The sequence below is a fragment of the Bacillus sp. hwrm1 genome (assembly GCF_040207805.1).
GTDB classification, from domain to species: domain Bacteria; phylum Bacillota; class Bacilli; order Bacillales; family Bacillaceae; genus Bacillus; species Bacillus velezensis.
Genome location: NZ_CP157943.1, coordinates 3,123,275 through 3,145,406 on the forward strand (window position 1 = coordinate 3,123,275; position 22,132 = coordinate 3,145,406).

Annotated in this window: 23 protein-coding genes; 11 read left to right on the forward strand and 12 right to left on the reverse strand. The window is 47.9% G+C overall.

The window, feature by feature from the left end; all coding sequences use genetic code 11:
- Positions 1–33: 33 nt before the first annotated feature.
- Positions 34–2,055: an ABC transporter ATP-binding protein gene (locus tag ABK447_RS15600; RefSeq protein ID WP_059366844.1), complete on the reverse strand. Its 2,022-nt coding sequence runs from the start codon at positions 2,053–2,055 to the stop codon at positions 34–36.
- Entirely contained in the window at positions 2,052–3,809 is a 1,758-nt protein-coding gene (locus ABK447_RS15605; protein WP_015239494.1) for an ABC transporter ATP-binding protein, read from the reverse strand. The genes ABK447_RS15600 and ABK447_RS15605 overlap by 4 nt, the downstream gene beginning before the upstream one ends.
- Before the next feature lie 421 nt (positions 3,810–4,230).
- On the opposite strand from ABK447_RS15605, the gene ABK447_RS15610 reads away from it, so the two are divergent.
- The gene (locus ABK447_RS15610) at positions 4,231–4,731 is read left to right on the forward strand and encodes a universal stress protein (RefSeq protein WP_007409250.1); all 501 of its coding nucleotides are present in this window, start codon (positions 4,231–4,233) and stop codon (positions 4,729–4,731) included.
- A gap of 38 nt (positions 4,732–4,769) precedes the next feature.
- Here the strand turns inward: ABK447_RS15610 and ABK447_RS15615 are convergent, their stop codons facing one another.
- On the reverse strand, positions 4,770–5,321 hold the full coding sequence (locus ABK447_RS15615; RefSeq protein ID WP_007409251.1) for a hypothetical protein: 552 nt from the start codon (positions 5,319–5,321) through the stop codon (positions 4,770–4,772).
- A gap of 108 nt (positions 5,322–5,429) precedes the next feature.
- Here ABK447_RS15615 and ABK447_RS15620 point away from each other — a divergent pair, with 108 nt between their 5' ends.
- Positions 5,430–6,014: a TetR/AcrR family transcriptional regulator gene (locus ABK447_RS15620; RefSeq protein WP_012117186.1), complete on the forward strand. Its 585-nt coding sequence runs from the start codon at positions 5,430–5,432 to the stop codon at positions 6,012–6,014.
- Positions 6,015–6,055: 41 nt separating this feature from the next.
- On the opposite strand, the gene dat is transcribed toward ABK447_RS15620, so the two are convergent.
- Positions 6,056–6,907, reverse strand: a complete 852-nt coding sequence (dat, locus tag ABK447_RS15625; protein WP_100001340.1) for a D-amino-acid transaminase — start codon at positions 6,905–6,907, stop codon at positions 6,056–6,058.
- 256 nt (positions 6,908–7,163) lie between these two features.
- On the opposite strand from dat, the gene ABK447_RS15630 reads away from it, so the two are divergent.
- The gene (locus tag ABK447_RS15630; RefSeq protein WP_015239490.1) at positions 7,164–8,012 is read left to right on the forward strand and encodes a polysaccharide deacetylase family protein; all 849 of its coding nucleotides are present in this window, start codon (positions 7,164–7,166) and stop codon (positions 8,010–8,012) included.
- A 33-nt stretch (positions 8,013–8,045) separates the two neighbouring features.
- Here the strand turns inward: ABK447_RS15630 and ABK447_RS15635 are convergent, their stop codons facing one another.
- The 3 genes from ABK447_RS15635 to ABK447_RS15645 form a co-directional block, all read right to left on the reverse strand.
- The gene (locus ABK447_RS15635; protein WP_301294548.1) at positions 8,046–8,777 is read right to left on the reverse strand and encodes an NAD-dependent protein deacylase; all 732 of its coding nucleotides are present in this window, start codon (positions 8,775–8,777) and stop codon (positions 8,046–8,048) included.
- Between the two features lie 63 nt (positions 8,778–8,840).
- On the reverse strand, positions 8,841–9,956 hold the full coding sequence (locus ABK447_RS15640) for a mechanosensitive ion channel family protein (protein WP_007409256.1): 1,116 nt from the start codon (positions 9,954–9,956) through the stop codon (positions 8,841–8,843).
- 163 nt (positions 9,957–10,119) lie between these two features.
- Entirely contained in the window at positions 10,120–10,224 is a 105-nt protein-coding gene (locus tag ABK447_RS15645) for a YhdX family protein (protein ID WP_003155299.1), read from the reverse strand.
- Positions 10,225–10,393: 169 nt separating this feature from the next.
- Here ABK447_RS15645 and ABK447_RS15650 point away from each other — a divergent pair, with 169 nt between their 5' ends.
- From ABK447_RS15650 to crcB, 3 genes are read left to right on the forward strand one after another with little or no spacing between them, the layout of a single operon-like run.
- Entirely contained in the window at positions 10,394–11,110 is a 717-nt protein-coding gene (locus ABK447_RS15650; RefSeq protein WP_015417128.1) for a glycerophosphodiester phosphodiesterase family protein, read from the forward strand.
- Position 11,111: 1 nt separating this feature from the next.
- A complete protein-coding gene (locus ABK447_RS15655; RefSeq protein WP_032866192.1) occupies positions 11,112–11,507 on the forward strand; it encodes a CrcB family protein in 396 nt (131 codons plus the stop codon).
- Complete coding sequence (crcB, locus tag ABK447_RS15660; protein ID WP_012117180.1) at positions 11,504–11,863, forward strand: fluoride efflux transporter CrcB; 360 nt, start codon at positions 11,504–11,506, stop codon at positions 11,861–11,863. The genes ABK447_RS15655 and crcB overlap by 4 nt, the downstream gene beginning before the upstream one ends.
- Positions 11,864–11,876: 13 nt before the next feature.
- Here crcB and ABK447_RS15665 read toward each other — a convergent pair whose 3' ends face one another.
- The 3 genes from ABK447_RS15665 to ABK447_RS15675 form a co-directional block, all read right to left on the reverse strand.
- A complete protein-coding gene (locus ABK447_RS15665) occupies positions 11,877–13,265 on the reverse strand; it encodes a hemolysin family protein (protein WP_100001337.1) in 1,389 nt (462 codons plus the stop codon).
- Between the two features lie 229 nt (positions 13,266–13,494).
- Positions 13,495–14,739: a beta-ketoacyl synthase N-terminal-like domain-containing protein gene (locus ABK447_RS15670; protein ID WP_015239486.1), complete on the reverse strand. Its 1,245-nt coding sequence runs from the start codon at positions 14,737–14,739 to the stop codon at positions 13,495–13,497.
- A 32-nt stretch (positions 14,740–14,771) separates the two neighbouring features.
- On the reverse strand, positions 14,772–15,956 hold the full coding sequence (locus ABK447_RS15675; protein ID WP_059366855.1) for a pyridoxal phosphate-dependent aminotransferase: 1,185 nt from the start codon (positions 15,954–15,956) through the stop codon (positions 14,772–14,774).
- A gap of 179 nt (positions 15,957–16,135) precedes the next feature.
- Between ABK447_RS15675 and ABK447_RS15680 the strand changes: the two genes are divergently transcribed.
- Positions 16,136–16,561: a MerR family transcriptional regulator gene (locus tag ABK447_RS15680; protein WP_007409263.1), complete on the forward strand. Its 426-nt coding sequence runs from the start codon at positions 16,136–16,138 to the stop codon at positions 16,559–16,561.
- 61 nt (positions 16,562–16,622) lie between these two features.
- On the forward strand, positions 16,623–17,957 hold the full coding sequence (locus ABK447_RS15685; protein WP_003155308.1) for a hemolysin family protein: 1,335 nt from the start codon (positions 16,623–16,625) through the stop codon (positions 17,955–17,957).
- Between the two features lie 45 nt (positions 17,958–18,002).
- Here the strand turns inward: ABK447_RS15685 and ABK447_RS15690 are convergent, their stop codons facing one another.
- Positions 18,003–18,602, reverse strand: coding sequence for a 1-acyl-sn-glycerol-3-phosphate acyltransferase (locus tag ABK447_RS15690; protein ID WP_007409265.1), 600 nt, complete (start codon positions 18,600–18,602; stop codon positions 18,003–18,005).
- 240 nt (positions 18,603–18,842) lie between these two features.
- Here ABK447_RS15690 and sigM point away from each other — a divergent pair, with 240 nt between their 5' ends.
- From sigM to ABK447_RS15705, 3 genes are read left to right on the forward strand one after another with little or no spacing between them, the layout of a single operon-like run.
- The gene (gene sigM, locus ABK447_RS15695) at positions 18,843–19,334 is read left to right on the forward strand and encodes an RNA polymerase sigma factor SigM (protein WP_003155312.1); all 492 of its coding nucleotides are present in this window, start codon (positions 18,843–18,845) and stop codon (positions 19,332–19,334) included.
- On the forward strand, positions 19,324–20,400 hold the full coding sequence (locus tag ABK447_RS15700) for an anti-sigma factor (protein WP_088005355.1): 1,077 nt from the start codon (positions 19,324–19,326) through the stop codon (positions 20,398–20,400). The genes sigM and ABK447_RS15700 overlap by 11 nt, the downstream gene beginning before the upstream one ends.
- Positions 20,388–20,678 carry an anti-sigma-M factor gene (locus ABK447_RS15705; protein ID WP_003155315.1) on the forward strand — a complete coding sequence of 97 codons (291 nt, stop codon included), beginning with the start codon at positions 20,388–20,390 and terminating at the stop codon, positions 20,676–20,678. Before ABK447_RS15700 ends, ABK447_RS15705 begins: the two co-directional genes overlap by 13 nt.
- 36 nt (positions 20,679–20,714) lie before the next feature.
- Here the strand turns inward: ABK447_RS15705 and ABK447_RS15710 are convergent, their stop codons facing one another.
- Entirely contained in the window at positions 20,715–22,070 is a 1,356-nt protein-coding gene (locus ABK447_RS15710; protein WP_100001335.1) for a sodium-dependent transporter, read from the reverse strand.
- Positions 22,071–22,132 lie beyond the last annotated feature (62 nt).

Sequence of the window (22,132 nt, forward strand, 5' to 3'; positions counted from 1 at the left end):
AAAAAGGGCGAATCTTTGATTCACCCTTTCCGATTACACCGCGGACTTCGCCGTTCCTTTCTGCAATTCATACATTTGGTGGTACTGCCCCTTTTGCGCCATTAATTCGTCATGGCTTCCCTTTTCAATAATGCGGCCCTTTTCCAGCACGAGAATCTGGTCTGCGTGTCTGATCGTGGAAAGCCGATGGGCGATAATAAATGTCGTGCGTCCTTCTTGAACGACTTGCAGCGCTTTTTGAATGACTGCTTCTGTTTCGGTGTCAATGTGCGCCGTCGCCTCATCCAAAATTAAAATGGCCGGATCGAACACAAGCGCTCTTGCAAAAGAAATCAGCTGACGCTGGCCTGAGGACAGTGTGCCGCCTTTTTCGGTGACGGGCTCTCTGATGCCCTTCGGCAGGGATTGCAGAAGACTTGCGGCGCCGACTTGGCGAAGCGCTTCTTCCGCCTGCTCCAAAGAAATACGCTGATCATCGAGTGTCACATTGGAGCCGATCGTGCCCGAGAAAAGATACGGGTCTTGCAGCACAATGCCCATATGCGACCTCAGCTCCTGCCTCGACATGCCGTATATGCTTTTATCGTCCAGCAGGATATCTCCTTTTTGGGCATCATAAAAACGGAACAGAAGATTCAGGATGGAGCTTTTGCCGGACCCCGTATGGCCGACGAGGGCGACCGTCTCCCCTTTTTCAGCTGTAAAGCTGATCTGTTTCAGCACCTCTTCTCCCTTTCGATACCCAAAAGAAACATTGCGGAATTCCACTGTCCCTTCCGCCTTTCTGTCTGCGGGAGCGCCTTCTTCTTCCGTTTCCTCCTCCTGTAAAAGCTCGAATACCCTGGCGGCAGAGACACGGGCCAATTCAAGCTTCGAAAATTGGTTGACAATCCCCGTAACCGGCTGGAACAAACGGTTTAAATAATCAACAAATGCATATAAAACACCGATCGAAACAATACCGGCCGCACTCAGACTCGCGCCTCCGAAATACCAGATCAGCCCGACAAACGCCAGATTGCGCAACACATTGACAAGACTGTGGGACATGAGGGAATTTAAGGACAGCATTTTGTTTTTGTAGCGGAAATGAGCTTCATTCAATTCTTCAAATTCCTTCATCGTTTCCTTCTCGCGGCGGAACGCCTGAATAATCGGCATTCCTTGAATGGACTCGTTCATTTTCGCATTAATGTCACTGTTAATGGAACGGATTTTTTGGTTGAAGACGGATGCGTATTTGCGGTACACAACCGACCAGATCATTAAAATCGGAATAATCAGCAGGCAAACGGCGGCCAGCCTGACGTCAAGCATAAACAGCGCCGTAAAAATGCCGAGCATATAAACGCCGCTTGTGATAAATGTCGACAGCACCGTTACATATAAATCCCTGACCGCTTCTGTGTCATTCGTAATGCGGGCCACGACTTTTCCGGCAGGCAGATTATCAAAGTAGCGGATCGGCATTTTCTGAATGTGTGAAAATACATCCTGCCTCATGCGCTGTATGATCCGGTTCGCTCCCATCTGCAGCAGATAATGCTGGCCGTAATGAAAACATACGGAAAACATGAGCAGTCCCGCGTAAATGGCGGTCAGCGTCAGCAATCCTTTTATTTCGGGACGGTAAAATTGAAAAATCTCCTGTCTTGATAACGTAATGGCGGGATATGACCTGCTTTCTTTACCGTTTGATATTGTCAGCCGGCCGTCAGACACCGAACGGTTTCCGTCAAAACTGACGGGACGGTCAACAAAATAGTAGCCCGCACCGACTTGATAAATGTGCGCCTCTCCGGTTTTGTCCGCCCCCGGTTTGAGCCGGTCCTCCCTGACATAATCATGCCCCCGGAACCTGACGGCGCCCGGATCGTCCGCAGAGGCTTTAACCCATGTTTTTTCAATGCCGAGAATGTGGTCGTCAATCATTTTTTTTCCGATAAACGGGCCGGTCAGCTCAGTGCCGACCGCAATAATGAGCAGGACGACCGCCCATATCAGCAGCTTCTTATATTGAAGCGCGTAATTCCATAATCTTCTCCCGGTCTTCATGCGCCCGTCCCCCCTTCTTCAAGAGAGGACAGCTGCTGCCTCTCATATTGTTTTCGATACCAGCCGTTCTGCGCCAACAGCTCCCGGTGCGTGCCTCTTTCAGACACCCGGCCTTCATCCATGACGAGAATGAGATCTGCGTGTTCAACTGCCGAGAGCCGATGGGTGGTGATAATCGTTGTTTTATGCCGCCGTTTTTTACGGATGCTGTCAATGATGGCGGCTTCCGTTTTCGCGTCTACGGCAGAAAGCGAATCATCTAATATGAGAATGTCAGGATCGGTCAAAAGCGCTCTCGCAATTGAGATGCGCTGCTTTTGTCCGCCAGAGAGCGCTACGCCCTTCTCGCCGACCAGCGTCTCAAGCCCGTCGGAAAGCATACCGATATCGTTTTCAAAATGCGCATCTTTCAGCGCGCTGCCGATTTCCTCTTCGTTTGCATCCTGCCGTCCGTAAAGCAGATTCTCTTTTACAGTCTTTGAAAATAAAATATGATCCTGCGGCACATAGCCGATCCACCCGCGGAGCTCCTCAAGCGGAATCTCCTGAATCGGAACGCCTGTAAACGTGATTGCTCCCGCGCCGGGCGGATATTCACGCAACAGCTGCTTAATGATCGTCGTCTTTCCGCTTCCCGTCTTCCCGACGATGCCGAGTGTCTGCCCTTTTTCTACGGAAAAAGATACATCAGAAACCGCCGGTCCCGCTCCGCTCGGATACGTGAAAGTCACTTGTTCAAAAACAAGACGCCCGGGCTCCTTGATGCCGGCGGGGTGCTTGGGCCCGATCACGTCTGGCTCATAGGAAAGCGTCTCATTGACACGATCCAAGGAGGCATTCCCGCGCTGCATGATATTGATTAATTCTCCGATCGCAAACATCGGCCAGATCATCATTCCGAGGTACACGTTAAACGATACCAGCTCTCCCAGCGTCAGCCGGTTTTGAAAAACGAGATATGCGCCGTAGCCGAGACCGATGAGATAGCTGAGGCCGACGAGAAGTTTCACAGTCGGTTCAAAAAGTGAATCGATAAACGCCACCTTCATGTTTTTCTCATATACATCCGCCGTCATATCACCGAACCGGCTGATATCATTTTTTTCCTGTACGAAAGCCCGGATGACCCGGACGCCGGATACCGACTCCAGCACCTTGTCATTTAATGATCCGAAAGCATCCTGCGCTTCCGTAAACCGCTCATGGATCTTTTTTCCGTACAGGCTGACCGCAGCCGCCATTATCGGCAGCGGAATAATCGCGGCAAATGTCAGCTTCCAGCTGATGAGAAGCCCCATTGTCAAAAATATCGTCAGCATATACATCGTCGAATCAACGAGCGTTAAGACCCCGAAGCCCGTCGTCATACTGACGGCCTGCAAGTCATTTGTCCCCCGCGCCATTAAATCGCCCGTTCTGTATTTCTCGTAAAACGGCGGTGACATTTGAAGAAGCCTTCCCATCAGCTTTGAACGGAGAATCTTCTCCATGACATTCGCCCCGCCGAAAAGCTGATACATCCAAAAATAAGACAGTAAATAGACGGCTGCCGTTAATGCGAGAAATACACATATGTAAAACAGCATCCCGCTTTTTGTAAACACGCCCGCCTTCATATCGTCTATCGCGTTACCGAGAAGTTTAGGCGGAAACATTTCAATGACATTCACAATCAATAACAGAACAATCGCTGTCGTATAGCGCAGCCAATAGGCTTTAAAAAACCATGCGAGCTTTTTTAATACAGTAAACAAATACTGTCATCCCCTTTCATCAATCAGCCGCCCTCAAGCTTTTCCGGATTGTTTTTCATTGTTTTCGCTAATACCGCCACAAGCATCACACCTGTCTTTCTTTCATTTTTTTGTATAAAAAAAGACATGAAGCCTCAGCTCCATGCCTCTTATTATTATAAATAAGGTACAGACCCGCCGCTTATGCGCGACTGCCCCGTTTTTAAGCAAATGTTCAGAAAACGGACGCTGTATGGGAGTCACGCCGGTATTCAGCTGAAGATGAGTTGACAAGCTTTAGTTTTGACATGATCCATACCTCCTTTTTCCCTATATTGTTCCTTCATCATATAAACAAATCCTTTTTTTGTCAATGCAGGTTTTACATTTCTGCCATTCGGGTATTGTAAAACAAACCTTTTTTACTGAAAGGATGAGGCCGATGTTTCACGCGGACCGGTTGATAGCAGCTTTTGACGGAAGTGATGATAGTAAAAAAGCGCTCCAAAAAGCCATAGACCTTTCAAAAACATTTCACGCGGATTTAACGGTCGTACATTCCCACAATGCAAAAGATACCCGGACGATTGTTGATCCCCCGAGGCCGGGAGCCGGGGCAACGTATATCGGCGGCGGGATTGCAAGCGTTCCTGACCCGCTCCAGGCGGAAAGAATCTCCCCTGATCCGATGATTTATGAAGACCGTACGGAAGAAATCGTTGCGGAAGCGAGAATGCTGATGAACGACAGCCAGATTGACGGGGATATCGACATTTTAGAAGGTGATCCCGCTGATGCCATTATCGAGCATGCCGACCGTATATCGGCGGATTTGATCGTCATGGGGAGCCGGGACCAGAACAGGCTGAAAAAACTTTTATTCGGAAGCGTCAGTGAAAAACTGTCATCGAAATCCGATATTCCCGTGCTGATCGTAAAATAATTCTTTCTGTAAAGCAGCTTAATCAAAAGCTGCTTTTTTTACAGCTCCCGGCTGTTTCTTCTTTTTTTCGGCATCACAAAAAAACTCGCCATGATCAAAAAATCGATGCACAATACGACAGACCAGCCCTTTAACAGCTTGCTGAGCGCTTCGGTGCGGGAAGCGTCCTGAATGAGAAATACCGTTCCGGCTAAAAGAACGCCGCCGATGACAAATGCTAATACATGTCTTCCCCATCCTTTTGCATAATGTTTGGCATAATCCAGTCCGTACCGTTTGACCGGTTTTGCCCCTTCCTTGACCACATAATAGCGGAACCGCTCATCCGCCCATTGAATCATGCTTTTCCCGAAGGCGACAGACACTCCGATATAAATGGCCGCCACCGCATGCGCCATAGTCGCCGCCGCCCCTCTGTATAAATCAGCTGCGGCCGCCAGAAACAGTACGGCATCCAATAAAGGAATGAGAGCGAAAAAAAACATTCCGAGCTTTTGCCGCCTGAATATATAGCGCGCCGCCAATCCGAAGATGACAGCCGCCCAAAAAGCAGCCTCACAAATGACAATCAACCAAGCAATCGCGTTCAATCCGGTTCCCCCTTATCGTTTTCTAAAATGCATTGTATCACTGCTTTTTATTTAATACAACTGTATTACAAAATTGCAAGAAAAAATATTTCCTGTTACACTGGAACCATGCCTAAAATAATCGATCATGAAAAAAGAAGAAAACAAATAGCCGAAGCCACTTGGCGGACGATTTTGGAGCGGGGAATGGAAGGAGCGACAGTGAGAAACATCGCCCAGGAAGCGGGTCTTTCTTTAGGCGCGCTGAGGCACTATTTCACCACCCAGGATGAGCTTTTAGGGTATGCGATGACACTCGTAAAAGAAAAAGCGGCCGCCAGAATTAACGAAGTTGCCATGAAAGATCTGCCGCCGAAAGAAAAAGCGGTGCGTCTGATGCTTGAAATCATCCCGACAGATGAAGAAACGATGGCTGAAATGGAGGTATGGTTCGCTTTCACAGCTTATGCCAGACATAAGGGAGAAGAGTTTCAACCCCAGCAGGACGGGATCTTGGCATATATCCGCGGTCTGATTGACTGGCTGGATGAAAATAAGCTTCTGAAACCGAATCTTGATAAAGAGATCGAAGCGGAGAAAATGTACGCCATCGCCGACGGATTGGCGCTGCATGCCATGCTTGAACCTGAGCGTCTTTCAAAAGAGAAGATCTCCCGTGTGCTCGTTCAGCATATCGAATCTCTTTTTATCTGACTGAAGTAAAAAGGCCGGATGTGTTCCGGCCTTTTTTCAGCTTATGACTGAACCCCGAGCTCCTGCTGAATGTGCGACTGAAAAGCCTCCTGAATCGTTTTGGCTACAGGTCCCGGCACTCCGCTTCCGACCGGTTTCCCGTCAAGGGTTACGATCGGGATTAATTCAGCCGTCGTTGACGAGATGAAAATTTCATCCGCATCCCTGAGTTCGTCTTCGGTAAGAGCCTTCTCCCGCACCTCAATATCGTTTTCTTTCATCAGCTCTAACAGTTTCATCCGCGTAATGCCGTTTAAAATCAGCTCATTTGCAGGATGCGTCCGGACAGTGCCGTTTATGACGGCGTATACATTGGAAGAGGTTCCTTCCGTGACCGCTCCGTCCCTTATCAGCACCGCTTCATAAGCGCCTGCTTCATAGGCTTTTTGTTTAATCATCACATTATACAGTAAATTCAGACTCTTAATGTCACACCTCAGCCAGCGTTTGTCTTCCGCCGTTATGGCCTGCGCTCCGGCTTTTTGTTCATTTTCCGGTTTTTTTACTGAAAAGGTGTATGCCGTCGTCTGCGGTTCCAATCCTTCGTCATACTGGTGCTTCCGCGGCGCCTTCCCTCTCGTCGTCTGTATATAGACCCCGCCGTCAATGAGTTTGTTTTCCTGTACGAGCTTTTGCAGATCCCATTCTATGTCCTCTGCGGAGAACGGCAGGGTGATGCCGATTTCTGCGGCGCTTCTGAAAAGACGGTCGATATGCTCACGCAGACCGAATAAGGCGCCGTTATACACTCTGATGACCTCATACACACCGTCACCGAATTGATATCCGCGGTCCTCAATATCAACTGCCGCTTCTTCACGATCAACCAACTGGCCGTTTACTAATGTCTTCATGTAAACCCTCCTCATCGTTATCTGCCGTGATGTGCATTCTCAGCTGTTATTGTCAACTATTCTATCATACTGAACGAGCCGGCTGCGGAGTTTATTTTTTTCTTAAAATCTTATTATTCGACATCTTTTCTATGTCTTTTCCAGTTTTGTTCCTGTATACTTGATTCGACATACATATGCTGTTAACTTATGGCACTTCGCAAGCCTCCGCTGTTATCGGCATTATGCAGAAACTTATGCTACTGGAGAGATTGTTATGCGCAACACAAAAGAAGGTGCTTCCCCTTCTCTGTTTTCATTGGCTTTTAAACTTACGAGTTTAGCAGTTTTGTGCGGACTGCTTCTGGTAATCGTCATAATGGGATATTCCGCTTCCGCCGCAAAAAACAAACAGGTCACCGTGACCGCAAACGGGCAGCTTCGGGATGAAGCAGAAAGCCTGCGGCTGAAAAATGATTCTCCCGACATCTTAATGAAACATTTGCAGAGAGAGCGTGACCCAGGAAAAAAAACGGTATATTTAACCTTCGACGACGGGCCGTCTCCATATACTGAACAGCTGTTGAATGTATTGAAGGCAAATGGCGCAAAGGCCACTTTTTTTATGCTTGAACCGCGGATGAAAGCCTATAAGCATTCCGTGCAAAGAGCGAAGCAGGAAGGAATCGCGCTCGGCCTGCACGGCGTGACGCACGATAATCACCTGTTTTATCAAACACCGACATCACCGCTGAACGAAATGCAGCAGGGACGCGATACACTCGAGGCAATCACCGGGGTAAAAACGGATCTTGTCCGCACGCCTTACGGCAGTAAACCGTCATTGACGGATGCCCAGATTAAGAATCTCGAAAAAGGCGGATTCGTGTACTGGGACTGGACGATAGACAGTGAAGACTGGAAGTACAAAAACGCACGGTACGTGCCGGAAGTATTGAATCAGCTCGCATATTTGGAAAGCGTTCATACGAGCAGGCCGCATGTCATTTTAATGCACGATCTGCCTGCGACGGTGCACGCTTTGCCGAGCCTGATCCAAAAACTGAAAGCCCAGGGCTACTCCTTTGATGTTTTGACGGATCAAATGATTCCCGTCCATGAATAAGAAAAGCCGGATCTGTATATGATCCGGCTTTTTTTATGTCGCGGCGCTGATCCGTTTTGCAAATTCACCGATCTTCTCATGGATGACAAGATCAAATAAATGGTCGCAATATGTCGGCTCAAGGTTAATGATCACCTGCTTCAAACCGGGAATCCGGCCCGCATCCTCAGGGACAAACCTTGCCGGCGCCACTTCAAGCGAAGTGCCGATCACAAGAAGAAGATCAGCTTTATCAAGCTTTTCATAAAGGGTTTCAAAATGCTGAACGAGATCGCCGAACAGCACGACATCCGTTTTTAATACGGTGCCGCATACCGCATGATCACCGATTTCCGCCGTACATTCCGGCACTTCGTCCTTCAGCAGATGAGAAAGCCCGTAGCGCGCTCCGCAGCGGGGGCATGCGGCGGTCTGAATTGAACCGTGAAGCTCATAGACACTGCTGCTTCCCGCTTTCTTATGCAGCCCGTCAATATTCTGCGTAAAAATGTCTACCTGCTTTCCCCGCTTTTCAAGATCCGCCAAATACGTATGGCCGGCATTCGGCTCATAGCTCCCGCTCATTTTCATCTGAAAGAGCTGTTTGAATTTAGGCCAGAATTCACGCGGACGGCGTTCAAAGTATTCCCTGCTCATCGCTTCCATTCTGGATGTGTCTTCGGTCCATATACCGCCCGCCGAACGAAAATCAGGAATGCCGGATTCCGTGCTCATTCCCGCTCCCGTCAGCACCACGATACGTTCCGCCTGATTGATCAATGTCATAAACGCTTCCACTCTTCCACCGCCTTTTCTTTTTATCATATCATGAAAAAAGAACGGCGCCTGTTATGCCCGTTCTTTTTCTCCGGAATGATCCTTCACATGAACCGGATCATCGTGGCTTTTCTGTTTTACGAATACATTCTGGCCCGGATAGGCGAATTCCACGCCTTCCTCAGCAAAAATATCAATAATCCGGCGGTTGATATCCTGCCGCACATCCAGGCTTTCCGCCCACACGATGGTCTTTGTGTAAAAGTTGAAAAACAGATTGTAATAGCTGTCCGCAAACACGTCAAAGTTAACCATAATCGTATCATCATGCACGCCTTCATGTTCACGAAGCATTTCTCTGAGCCTTGTGATGCACCGCTCTAAACGATCAATCGGCGTCGCATAAGAAACACGAACGGAAAACGTGACCTGGCGCTTCGTCATCCTCGTCCAGTTTGTGATGGCTTCCATGGACAGCGTTGAATTGGGTACGGTAACAAGCGCCCCCTGCGCCGTGCGGAACCTTGTGCTTCGGAATGTGATATCTTCAACGCCCCCCGTTACAGATGACGTCTCGACCCAGTCGCCGATCGTAAACGGCTTTTCCGTAATGATGATAATGCCGCCGAAAAAATTGCTGATCGTATCTTTAGCCGCAAGCGCGAAGGCCAATCCGCCAAGTCCGAGTCCGGCCACGAACCCGTTTACATCATAATTGAATTCCTGCGCGATCACACTGACGCTGAGCGCGAGAATGACAAAGCGCAGCACCTTGGATAAAAACGGCGCCAAAATGTCATCCATATCAAGCTCAAAGCGCTGATTGACTTTATGAAATAAAAACGAAGACGCCGATGTCAGATTGCAAAGCCCCCAGGCGATCAGCGCAACGATCAGAGAGCGGTATAATTTTTTGACAATGTCCATCTGCCCGTCTAAAAACGGCGAATACTCAATCGCCAAAAATAGACCCAGCGCCACGAAAAACCATCTGGCCGGCTTGTCAAACGCTACGGCAATCTGTTTGAATATGTCGGTTTTCGGCTTGTTCGCCAATTTGTAAATGAGCTGAAAAAAGTATTTGACAAACAGTTTTCTCAAAACGAGAAAAGCCGCTAAAATTCCGATGCTGATACTGATCTGCAAAATATGGTCAAGCGTAAAAAAGCTCTGAAATTGTGTCATCATGGCATATGCTCCTTTGTCTTGTCGAAAATCTATTATACTAAAACATTCGGACATCAGCTTCTTTTAATGTCTTTAGGCAGCCTGAAAAACCCCGGCATCAGAGCACAGCCGGGGTTTTTCACACATTCGTTCATCTTTCAGCCAGATACAACAGGGTCAGGCACTATTTCTTCTTTGATTGTGTCTGTTTCAGGAGAGTCGCTTTTTGGATTTCAGCATCGGTTTCGGCCTTAATTCTTTCTTCCACTTTCAATCTCCCTTTTCCCATGATCTCGCCTCCTTTTTGCCATTATAAATCATCACTGCGGATTGTAAACCGAAAAAAGCACTATCTTTATTCCAAAAAAATACTGTTTCGCACATTCACCAGTTTGAATCGCTGTGCATATACGAATCTGATATAATAACAGAAATGCCCATGAGGGGAGCTGACAAGCTTGTATACCATCGCTCATCGCGGCGCATCCGGTTACGCGCCCGAAAATACATTTGCGGCATTTGATATCGCTGCCGAAATGAACGCTGATTTCATTGAGCTTGACGTCCAGCTCACAAAAGACGGCCAGATTGTCGTCATCCATGATGACAAAGTCGACCGGACGACGGACGGCTCCGGTTTTGTAAAAGATTTTACGCTGAAGAAGCTGCAGTCTCTGGATGCCGGCAGCTGGTATGGGGCTGAGTTTAAAGGGGAGCGGATTCCCCTGCTCGAAGAGGTTCTGAAGCGTTATCATTCTGAAATCGGATTTTTAATTGAACTGAAGGGGCACGTTTCTCAAGTCGGTCTTGAAAAAGCAGTCGGCCAGCTGTTAAGCAGGTTTTCCTTTTCCATCCGCCCTATCGTTCAATCATTCAGCCTCAAGTCAATTCAGACCTTTCACGACATGTATCCGTCCGTTCCGACTGCAATAATTGCAAGACCCAGCTTCGGGATGTTTTCCAAAAGCCAGCTGGCCGCCTACAAATCAGCCGTAAATTATGTCAATATTAAATATACCCGCCTGAATCGGTTCTTGATTTCCACCGCTCACAGACACGGCCTGAAAGTATTTGCCTGGACGGTCAGAAATCAAAAGACGGCCGAAAAACTGCAAATGATGGCAGTTGACGGCATTGTAACTGATTTTCCGGATTTTATTTCTAAGGATGGCTGATATGAAACAATACATCGCAATTTTTATCGGAGGCGCGCTTGGCGCATTGCTCCGCTTTGAAATGAGCGCGCACATTCACAGCAGTTCTTTCCCGGCGGCCACTTTCCTCGAAAATGCGGCGGGAAGCCTTTTACTCGGTCTTATTACGGGTTATTTCATCATTCGGGCTAAACGCCCTCTTTTGACCGCCTTTTTAGGAACCGGTTTTTGCGGAGGTTTCACGACGATGTCAACCTTCGCAAAAGAAACCATTTTTCTGCTGCAATCGTCTCCCGCAGCGGCTTTTTGTTATTTTGCCGCGACATTAGTCTCTGGCATTACCCTTGCATGTGCCGGCATTTTCTGGGGACGGCGGATTGCCCTTCACGCAGCGGGAAGGGGGCATGATACGCCATGACGATTGTCCTGATGCTTATCGCAGCGGGTATCGGAGCGGTATTACGGTCTCTGCTGGGTAAAACAATTTCAGAAAGAACAAAAGGTTTTCCGATGCCGCTTGGAATGGCTGCGGTCAACCTGCTCGGCTCCTTCGGCCTCGGCATGTTCACCGGCCTGGGCCTGGATAATCCTTCTGCCGGCATCATCATCGCGACGGGCTTTTTCGGTGCGTTTACGACCTTTTCCACGTTCAGTATTGAAGCCGTGCAGCTGATGATGAACAATCGCATAAAGGAAAGCCTGCTCTACATCGCTGTTTCAGCAGCCGGAAGCCTTTTGGCGTTCTGGTGCGGCTTTGTTATGATATCCATTTAAAAAAACCTTGAGCTTATTTTTCGCTCAAGGTTGCGTTATGAAGCATGACCGTTTCAGGCACGGGCAGCTGGCGGTTTATTGTTCCCTGACCGCCCGGGCGGCCCTGTTCTTCTTTGAGTTCAAGCTGTTTAATAAACCGGCCATCCATTTCTAATATGAGGGCAGTGTATCCCCCGATTTGTATCGACTCACCCGCACAGATGTCAATATTCCGTTTCAGCACAAGACCGCCGATCGTGTCGACTTCCTCTTCAATCCCTGCGCCGAGAAGATGATTCACCTGATCAATCCGAACCTTTCCGTCCAGCACATAATGGCGTTCGGACAGCTTTTGAATCTGCGGCTGTTCGTCCTCATCAAATTCGTCTCTGATATCGCCGACGATTTCTTCAAGGATGTCTTCGGTCGTCACAAGACCGGACGTTCCGCCGTATTCATCAGACAATATCGCCAAATGAATCCGTTCTCTCTGCATTTTTATCAGCAGGTCGTGTATCGGGATCGTCTCGATGACTTCAATCACCGGGCGGATGTAAGACGTGATGGATACTTCCGCTTTTTCATCTTCTGTCATAAACAGCAGATCTGAAAAGAGATGCTTCGTATTGATCATGCCGATGACACTGTCTTTGTCCCCGTCCGTTACGGGCCAGCGCGTATATTTGTCTTTCAGCATCATCTCAAGCATTTCCGGCACGTCCATATCAGTGGAAACAGCCGCGATTTCTTTTCTCGGGATCATGATTTCCTTGGCGATCCGATTATCAAAATCAAAAATTTTATTCACAAATGTATATTCAGACGGATTGATTTCTCCGTTTTTTAAACTTTCTGACAGCAGGATCCGCAGCTCTTCTTCAGAGTGGGAGCCTTCATGCTCAGATGCCGGCTTTAATCCGGCCAAACCGGTCAGAATTCTCGCGGAGCCGTTCAGCACCCAAATAAACGGGAACATGAACACGTAAAATAACCGAAGCGGTCCGGCAATCCATAACGTCAGCTTTTCCGCTTTTTGAATCGCAACCGTTTTAGGCGCAAGCTCACCGACGACGACATGCAGAAACGTAATCAGCCCGTACGCCGCAGCAAAAGCAATCACATGCTCAGCAGAATCCGGCAGCCCCATGCCCTGAAACACAGGATGAAGCATCCGCTCAAATGCAGGCTCTCCCAGTACGCCGAGCCCGATGGATGTGAGTGTAATGCCAAGCTGCGAGGCGGATAAATACTCATCAAGATCCGTAATGATACGCTTTGCGAGCACCGCCCGTCTGTTCCCTTCTGAAATGAGCTGATCGATTCTGGATCTTCTCACTCTGACGATCGCAAATTCACTCGCCACGAAAAATGCCGTTAACGCAATGAGCACACCGATTAAAATCAAACTGTCAATATCGTCCATTTCACCTTATCCCGAATTGAAGGATAAGGACGTCACCTCCTGATTTCATCGTTTTTTCTTAAGCGAGAGGAACGAAATGGATGATTGACTACACAGAGGGCCCCATCCTGCCACCTCCTAAGTCAAAGCATGATTGTCATTTGTATAGTTTATTGTATCACAACTCCATTCTTTCATCATTTTCAGATTTTTATCATATAAAAAACAGCCTTCAAAAAGAAGGCTGCCGTTATCTGCTTCGGAAATGATTTTCTAAACAAAGCGCCGTATTAATCCCCCCGAATCCCATGCTTAAGCTTAACGCATGGTGTACGGTATGGGCGCTCGGCCCGTCGGTCACCCACTGAAATGAATCGTCAATCGGCTCCGTTAAGTTTCGGATCGGATGAAGCTTGTTTTCCCGCATTTGCAAGAGAGCAGCAATGATTTCCACCGTTCCGGCCGCACTCAGACCGTGTCCGGTAATCGATTTTGTCGCATTAATCCGCGCGTGCGACAGGCCGCTTTCAGAAAGCGCCCGGCATTCAGTCTTATCACCGATCGGCGAACCGGTGCCGTGCGGGTTGATGTAATCGATCTCTTTTGCTGAAAGACCGGCCCGCTCCAGCGCCTGGCGGATCACCGTCATTTCGCCCTCTGCTGAAGGATTCGGGTTGCGGTTCGCATCGGAAGCCATCCCCCAGCCCTTTAAGCCGGCCCACGATCGTGCGCCCCTCTGTTCGGCAGATTCAGCGCGTTCCAGCACAATCGCCCCGCACGCCTCTCCGAATATAAACCCGTCCGTATGCCGGTCAAACGGGCGGCAGGCGGCTTCAGGCCGTTCAGCGTATGTATCAGTGCCCATCGCTCCCAAAGAACGGAGAGCATGACACTCCATGTACGACAGATCGGCCAGCGCCCCGATCACGATGCACCGGTCAAACAGGCCGCCTTTGATTCCTTGAGCAGCCTGAATAACCGCCGCCTGGCCGCTTGCCGACGCGCCGCCGACCGTAAAGGCCGGCCCTTTTATCCCGAATTGCTCCGTACAAAGCCCCGACAAATCACTATCCATAAAAGAAAGCCCGTATGTCGGATTTACAAATTGCGGCGTTTCACCGTTTTTCTCAAAGGCCTGCAGCAATTCGCGCTGCGTCATATTCGAGCCGCCGATGATCAGACCGGTGCGGCTGTGATCAGCGCCGTCTAATTGAGCGTCATGCCACGCTTCATATAAAGCGATAAGCGCCGTCTTTCCTGATAATGCGGCCCTTCGGTACAAGCGCTTCGACAGCGCGTCCGGCGGCGTTAATTCGCTAAGCTCCGCGCCGATAAACGAACTGCCTTTCTGCCGGCCGGGCCGTTTCATCACATCAAAGGCGTGCCGCCCCTCCATAAGCGCATCGAGAAACGCCTCCTTGCCTTGTCCGACCGCGGTTAAGACTCCGATTCCTGTAATGCTGATGTCTGACGTGCCATTATTACTCCTCGACATTTGTCCGTTCTCCCATCTTTATGTATTGGAAGCTATGAAGAAAAATCTTGATACAGTGCTTTGAAAATATCGCGCGACTGTCTGATCTGTTCTGAAGGCACGCTGAAAGATAATCGGAAATAGCCGCTTTTTCCAAATCCGCTGCCGGGTACGATCAATAGTTTGTATTTCTGTGCGGCATGCATGCAGAATGCCACCTCGTCTTCAATCGGTGATTTCGGAAAGACGAAAAAGCCTCCTTTCGGCATTTCAAATTCGAAGCCGGCTTCTGTGAGGATGTCCACCATAAGGTCTCTCCGCTTTCTGTAAGGTTCAGAGTCAATCGAAAGATCATCCATTTTCGCCACGGCGCGCTGCATCATGACCGGAGCGTTCACAAAGCCGAGCGTCCGGTTGCAGAAAACGAACGCATCCGTCAGAAGATCGCCCTCAGGCATTTGGGCGCCTGCCGCGATATACCCGAGCCTTTCCCCCGCAATGCCGAGATCTTTACTGAACGAACTGACTAAAATCACGCGGTGATACGCCTGAAACGGATTCGCCTGCTCTTCTCCGTAGATCAGCTGGCTGTACGGTTCATCAAATAAAATAAATATGCTTTGGCCGTTCCGCTCTTCGGCTTCTTTTAATAAGGCGCCTAATTCGTTAAGGTTTTTCTGGCTGAGCACAGTCCCCGTCGGATTATGCGGCGTATTAACGATCAGTCCTTTCGTACGGGGGGTGATCGCACCTTTAACCGCTTCAATATCAATCTCAAATGAGTCAGTCAGCGGGCAGATGACGGGTCTGCCGCGGTAATTTTCAACATACGCTTTATATTCCGCAAAATAAGGCGCAAGTAGGATGACTTCTTCCTCGGGGTTTAAAATGCTTTTCAGCGCGACATTCAGCGCCCCGCCGGCTCCGACCGTCATGACTGTATGCCTGGCGGAAATTTCTGTCTGAAACCGCTCTGACAAAAAGCGCGCAACCTTTTCTCTCGCCTCCGGAAGCCCCTGGTTTTGTATGTATCCGTGCCGCCCTGTTTCAGCCGCTTCGCAAAGCGCCTTTTTAAATGTTTCAGGCGGCTCCGCAACCGGATTTCCTATTGAAAAGTCAAACACCTTATCGGCGCCGAACTCTTTTTTCAGCCGAGCGCCTTCATCAAATAGTTTGCGTATCCATGAACCTTTCTCCAGATTCTGTGTCACTTCCCGTGATAAACCGGCCACTGTCATCTGTCCCTTCTGTCTTTTTCTTCCGTTTCTATTTACAATGATTATGAAAGATTTACATGGCGCAGTCAACGCTTTTTCAGACAGCCCGCCGCGCCGTTTCAGGAGAAAGACGGAAAACAATAAACTTGTGCAAACTCCCCTTCATATATTAAACTATTCTCATAACTATAACGTGATGGTTGGGGAGGGATTTAGATGGGGCTGAGACTTATCGCATCAGTGAATTAGCAGAGCTTGCCGGTGTAACGAAACGCACGGTGGATTACTACACAAACCTCGGGCTTTTAAAGCCTGACAGGTCTTGTTCGAACTATCGTTACTACGATACACTTGCACTTAATCGGTTAAAGTTTATAGTCGCTTGTAAAAAGCAGCGATTGGCCCTGTCTGATATAAAAGATCGACTGGAGAACCAGTTTCCCTCTTCAGCCCTGCCTGACGATATTGGAAATCTGGCATCGGAAATTGATCACATGAATCAAAACATCTCCGTGATCTTGAATCGGTTTGAAAAGCTTGAACCAGAGGAGCGCGCCCAGCTGAAAAAAAGGCTGGCTCCTGAAAAGCTTGCAGTGCTTCAATCATTTATGCTGCTGTTAAGTTAAACCATTATCTTACTAACAGGAGGTGTTACCTTCATCTTCCCAAAAGGAGTGAAGGTTCTAATTGGACATTGTGAATTTGATTTTAGTCGCGGTTTTAATCGCGCTGACGGCATTTTTCGTAGCATCTGAGTTTGCGATAATCAGAATCAGAGGCTCACGGGTTGACCAGCTTATAGCAGAAGGAAATAAAGCCGCAATCGGTGTCAAAAAAGTGACCACGCATTTAGATGAGTATTTATCGGCGTGCCAGCTCGGCATAACATTGACTTCCATCGGTCTTGGTGTCTTAGGCGAATCAACGATTGAACGCTTGCTTCATCCGCTTTTCACAAAGATAAACGTACCAAGCTCATTATCGCATATTATTTCATTTATTCTCGCCTATGCGATCATTACATTTTTACACGTGGTCGTGGGAGAGTTGGCGCCGAAAACAGTCGCCATCCAGAAAGCGGAAGCCGTTTCAATGCTGTTTTCGAAACCGCTCATTTGGTTTTACCGCATCATGTTCCCGTTTATCTGGCTTCTGAACAACTCCGCCCGTCTTTTAACGAAGACGTTCGGTCTGGAGACGGTATCTGAAAATGAGCTTGCCCACTCTGAAGAAGAGCTGCGCATCATTTTATCGGAAAGCTATAAAAGCGGTGAAATCAACCAGTCTGAATTTAAATACGTGAACAAAATCTTTGAATTTGACGACAGACTTGCAAAAGAAATCATGATTCCGCGTACGGAAATCGTCAGTCTGCCGCATGATATCAAAATTTCTGAAATGATGGACATCATTCAGATTGAAAAATATACCCGTTACCCTGTCGAAGAGGGTGACAAAGATAATATTATCGGCGTCATTAACATTAAAGAAGTGCTGACCGCCTGCATCAGCGGCGAAGTATCAGTCGACTCGCCGATTACCGATTTTGTCAATCCGATCATCCATGTGATTGAGTCGGCACCGATTCACGATCTGCTTGTAAAAATGCAGAAGGAACGCGTTCATATGGCGATTCTGTCGGACGAATACGGCGGAACCGCGGGACTTGTCACCGTTGAAGACATCATCGAAGAAATCGTCGGGGAAATCCGTGATGAATTTGATATCGATGAAATCAACGAAATCCGTAAACTCGGCGACGGCCATTACATGCTTGACGGCAAGGTCCTGATTGATCAAGTGAACGAACTCCTCGGCATCCATTTAGAAAATGACGAGGTCGACACCATTGGCGGCTGGTTCCTTACCCAGAAATACGACGTCGAACAATACGACTCGATTATCGAAGAAGGCTGTGAATTTATCATTAATGAAATTGACGGCCACCACGTCGCATATATCGAAGTGAAAAAACTGGCGTTTGATGAACTGCTGGAAACGGCCGAACAAAAAGAAGCATAACAAAAAAGCTTGCGCGTCTGATACAGACGGCAAGCTTTTTTTCATTTACAATTGTTCAAGTTTTTTCTCAAGCTCTTTAATTCTGGCATTCAGCTCTTCTGTCATGGCCGCAAGCCTCTCCTTCGGCGCAAGATCGGAAAAGTCCTCCAAAAAAATCGGCTCGCCGATGATAAGCCGCATTTTTCCCTTTTTAAACAGCGCTTTTCCCGTAGACGGCCCTTTATATGCGGCCGGAACGAGCGGCGCTTTTCCCATTTGGGCGATGGTCACGGCCCCTCTTTTCAGCGGGACGTCTTCTGATGTTCTCGTACCGCTCGGAAAAATCCCGACAATCTTTCCTTCCTTCAGAAGCTTAATCGGCGTTTTAATGCTGCTTGGGCCCGGATTTTCACGGTCAACCGGGAACGCGTGAATCTTCTTCAAAAAACGTCCGATCCACTTTTTCTGAAACAGCTCTTTTTTCGCCATATAATGAATCTGATGGGGCAATATCCCGACACCGAGCGTGAGGACGTCCACCCAGCCCGCATGCGTGCACGCGATAACGAATCCTTTATCAGACGGAAGATTCTCTTTATTGTACACTTTCACTCCTCCGCGCAGGGATAGAATGCATTTGATGGCATTTGCACAAAACTTATACATAACGCACTTCCTTTGTTGTAATGATCAAAAGTGTTCTCTCTCTCTATTATAACAATATTTTTTATTACCTGGTACTAATAATTATATTTTTCCTCCGCCGATCTCTATCTTTTATGACGGATTTTGGGTACTATAGAGAAATGGTGTTTGATGAGGTGAAAATGAATTTAAGCCGTTTGCATGGAACGTGCAACTTTAAACCTTTCTTATGCGTGTATAACATAGAGGGGAGAAAAGGCAGTGACGATCGATGAAATTTACCAAATGTATATGAATGATGTTTACCGGTTCCTGCTCTCCATGACAAAAGACAAGCATCTCGCTGAAGATTTGCTGCAGGAAACCTTTATGAGGGCATACATACACATTCACTCCTACGACCACAGCAAAGTAAAGCCATGGCTTTTTCAAGTGGCGAGAAATGCGTTTATAGATTATGTCAGAAAACATAAAAAGGAAGTGACCATTTCCGATGACTTAATTGGGAGCCTTTTTCAGACGGCTGTTCAAAGCCCGGCTCATCAGATTGAAATCAAGGAAGTGCTGACAGGGTATATGTCCGAACTTCCCGACAATTATCGGGAGGCCTTAACACTGTATTATTTAAAAGAACTGAATTACAAAGAAGCATCCCATATTATGAATATTTCAGAGGCTAATTTTAAAAGTGTTTTATTTCGTGCCAGACAGCGGCTGAAAGCACTTTATAATAGAGGTGTTAATGATGAATGAAGAATTTAAAAAGCGTTTTTACCAATACAAAAATGGAGAAATGAGCGACCGGGAAATGGCCGCCTTTGAAGAAGAGCTGGAAAAGCTGGAAGTCTATCAGGAGTTGATTGAAAGCGAAATGCAGGACGACCGGGAATGGGACGTCGGCATCAGCCCGGAAAAACAGAAGGCCATTTTATCATACGGAAAACGCAAATCGTATTTGCGGATTTCAGTTCTCGCCGTCATCTCCACTTTGATGATTTTGCCGCTTTGTACATTAGGAAGCTACCTCTATTACGGTCTGGGAGGAAAAGAAAGCACCGGCAATCAATTAATGGAGACCGCGGCAGTGACGGTGGCGACCACAATGCCGAACGTCCTCGTCGATACCTCCGGACTGAAAAGCCAGGTGAAGCTGTTTGGAATGAATACGGAATTTCCGCTGCAAAAGCAGATCGGCACAAAAACGAAATCCGTCGGCGGAGAACGGATTGAAATGTTTTTAGATACGGTCAAATCGCCTGCCGTTAACTACTATGATCTAGACGCGGCACAGGCAAAGCATTATTTCGCCCATCCTTCCGGCTTAAAGGAACGCACGATTGACAAAGCCGGACAGACATTAAAAAAATTGCCTGAAGGAAGCGTGGCGGAGGTCTATCTTTCTTATGACAGGGCCTACCCTTCTTCTCAAGTATATTCGACTTTTAAAAAATACGATGTGAAGTTTTTATGGAACGCGGTCGAAACGGAGAAAAATCTGAAAGACAGTCCTTATGCAGAGCCGTTAGGATTTCCCGGGAAAGATTCCAAGATGGTGTCCTCTTTCGAAACGCAAGGACAGACAGACCGTGAACAATTTATCAATGCCCTTGAATTTATGTCCCGCCATAAAAAATGGGCGCATGCAATATCGAAACGCAAAGACATGAATCTGGGCAGCCGAATCGACTATGTTGAACATCACGGAATGAACGTATACGGCTCTGTCGTGACGGGGCCGACAAAAGAAATCGAACGTCTGCTGAAAAACAAAACAGTAAAAGCAGCAAACATCGGTGAGGTGGAATTATGGAATTGGTAAGAATTTTTAAAGAGCATAATGTTTTCGGCTGGATATCAGTCGGTACCGCGATTTTGTCGCTGCTGCTTTTGAACGTGGCAATCATCAGCAATGTGACTTTCTATTCTTATCAGATGCTGCCGTTTGCGATGGCCGCCGTGCCGTTCGGCATCATTGAGCTGTTTATTAAAAAAGGACGGACGGGCCCGGGACTGCTCGGTGTCATTCTCAATCTGTTCGTCATTGTCTGTGTATATACGATCGTTGCCGTTGATACGAATCTGCAATTCGGTTTTTAAACATAAAAACAGGCCCTTTTACGGGGGCCTGTTTTTTTAAAATGAAAGAACGCCGATTAAATGCAGCAATACGACAATGATCGCCAGCGGCACGAGATATTTCAGAAGGAAATACCACACCTGAAAGAAACGATAGCCGATGGCGGAACCGCTTTTCATCTCGGCAAACAGCTCCTGCTTCGGTATTTTCAGCGGGACGAAGATTGATATTAATAAAGCGCCGAGCGGAATCAGCACATTGCTGACGGTGAAATCCGCAAGATCAAAAAACGTTTTTCCGAACAAATGAACATCACCGAGAACACCGTATGATAAACAGGACGGAATTCCGACTAAGAAAATGAGCAGACCGCTTGTCCACGACACCTTCTTTCTTTTCGTTTCATCACCTTTCCCGACAGTCGCCACGATAATTTCCACCATCGAAAAGGCCGAAGTCAGCGCGGCGAAGAAAAAGACCGCCAAAAAGCTGATAAAAAACAGCGAGCCGAACGGCAGCCGGTCAAACACAGCCGGCAGCACGGTAAACAGCAGTGTAGGCCCTTCATCCGGTTTAAAGCCGAACGAAAAAACCGCCGGGAAAATGGCCAGTCCCGCAAACAGCGTAACGAGCACATTCATCATAACAATGGAACCCGCCGAACCCGGAAGATTTTGGGTTTTCGGCAGATACGAACTGTATGTCACCATGACCGAAACACCGAGCGTTAATGTAAAAAACGCCTGTCCTAAAGCATATAGGATGGATTCCGGCGTCAAATCTTCAAAGTGCGGAACCAATAAAAATCTAATCCCCTCAACGGCATGATCGAGCGTGACTGATCGCAGCACAAGCAATAGAAACAGCACGAATAAAATCGGCATCAGCACCGCACTGACACGTTCAATCCCTTTCTGCACGCCTTTTGCGACGACCGCCACCGTCATGATCATAAATACAAGCTGCGCAATGAGAGTCTGGATCGGATTTTCAATGACCGTCCCGAACACCGTGCCGTACTGCTCCTGAGTGAGCCCGGATAAAGAACCGGTAACGGCTTTTAACACATAAAGCAAAATCCACCCGCCGACAACACTGTAAAAAGACAAAACTAAAAAACAGGCCGCCACACCCACATAACCCGTAAGGTGCCATACCGACTTCGGCGCGGCTTGTTTGTAGGCATCAATCGCATTTGTCTGGCTCCGTCTTCCGAAAATAAATTCACCGAGCAAAAGCGGATAGCCTAAAAGCACGGTAAAGAGGACGAATACAAGAAAAAAAGCGCCTCCCCCGTTCGTACCCGCTACGTAAGGGAACTTCCAAATGGCTCCCAGGCCGATCGCCGAACCGGCAGCGGCCATAATAAATCCTATTTTTGAGGCCCATTGAACCCTTTTTTGGTCAGACACGACTTTCCACTTCCCTTCCGCCCTATATTATCCCTTATTCACTGCGATAACTTAAGCCCATT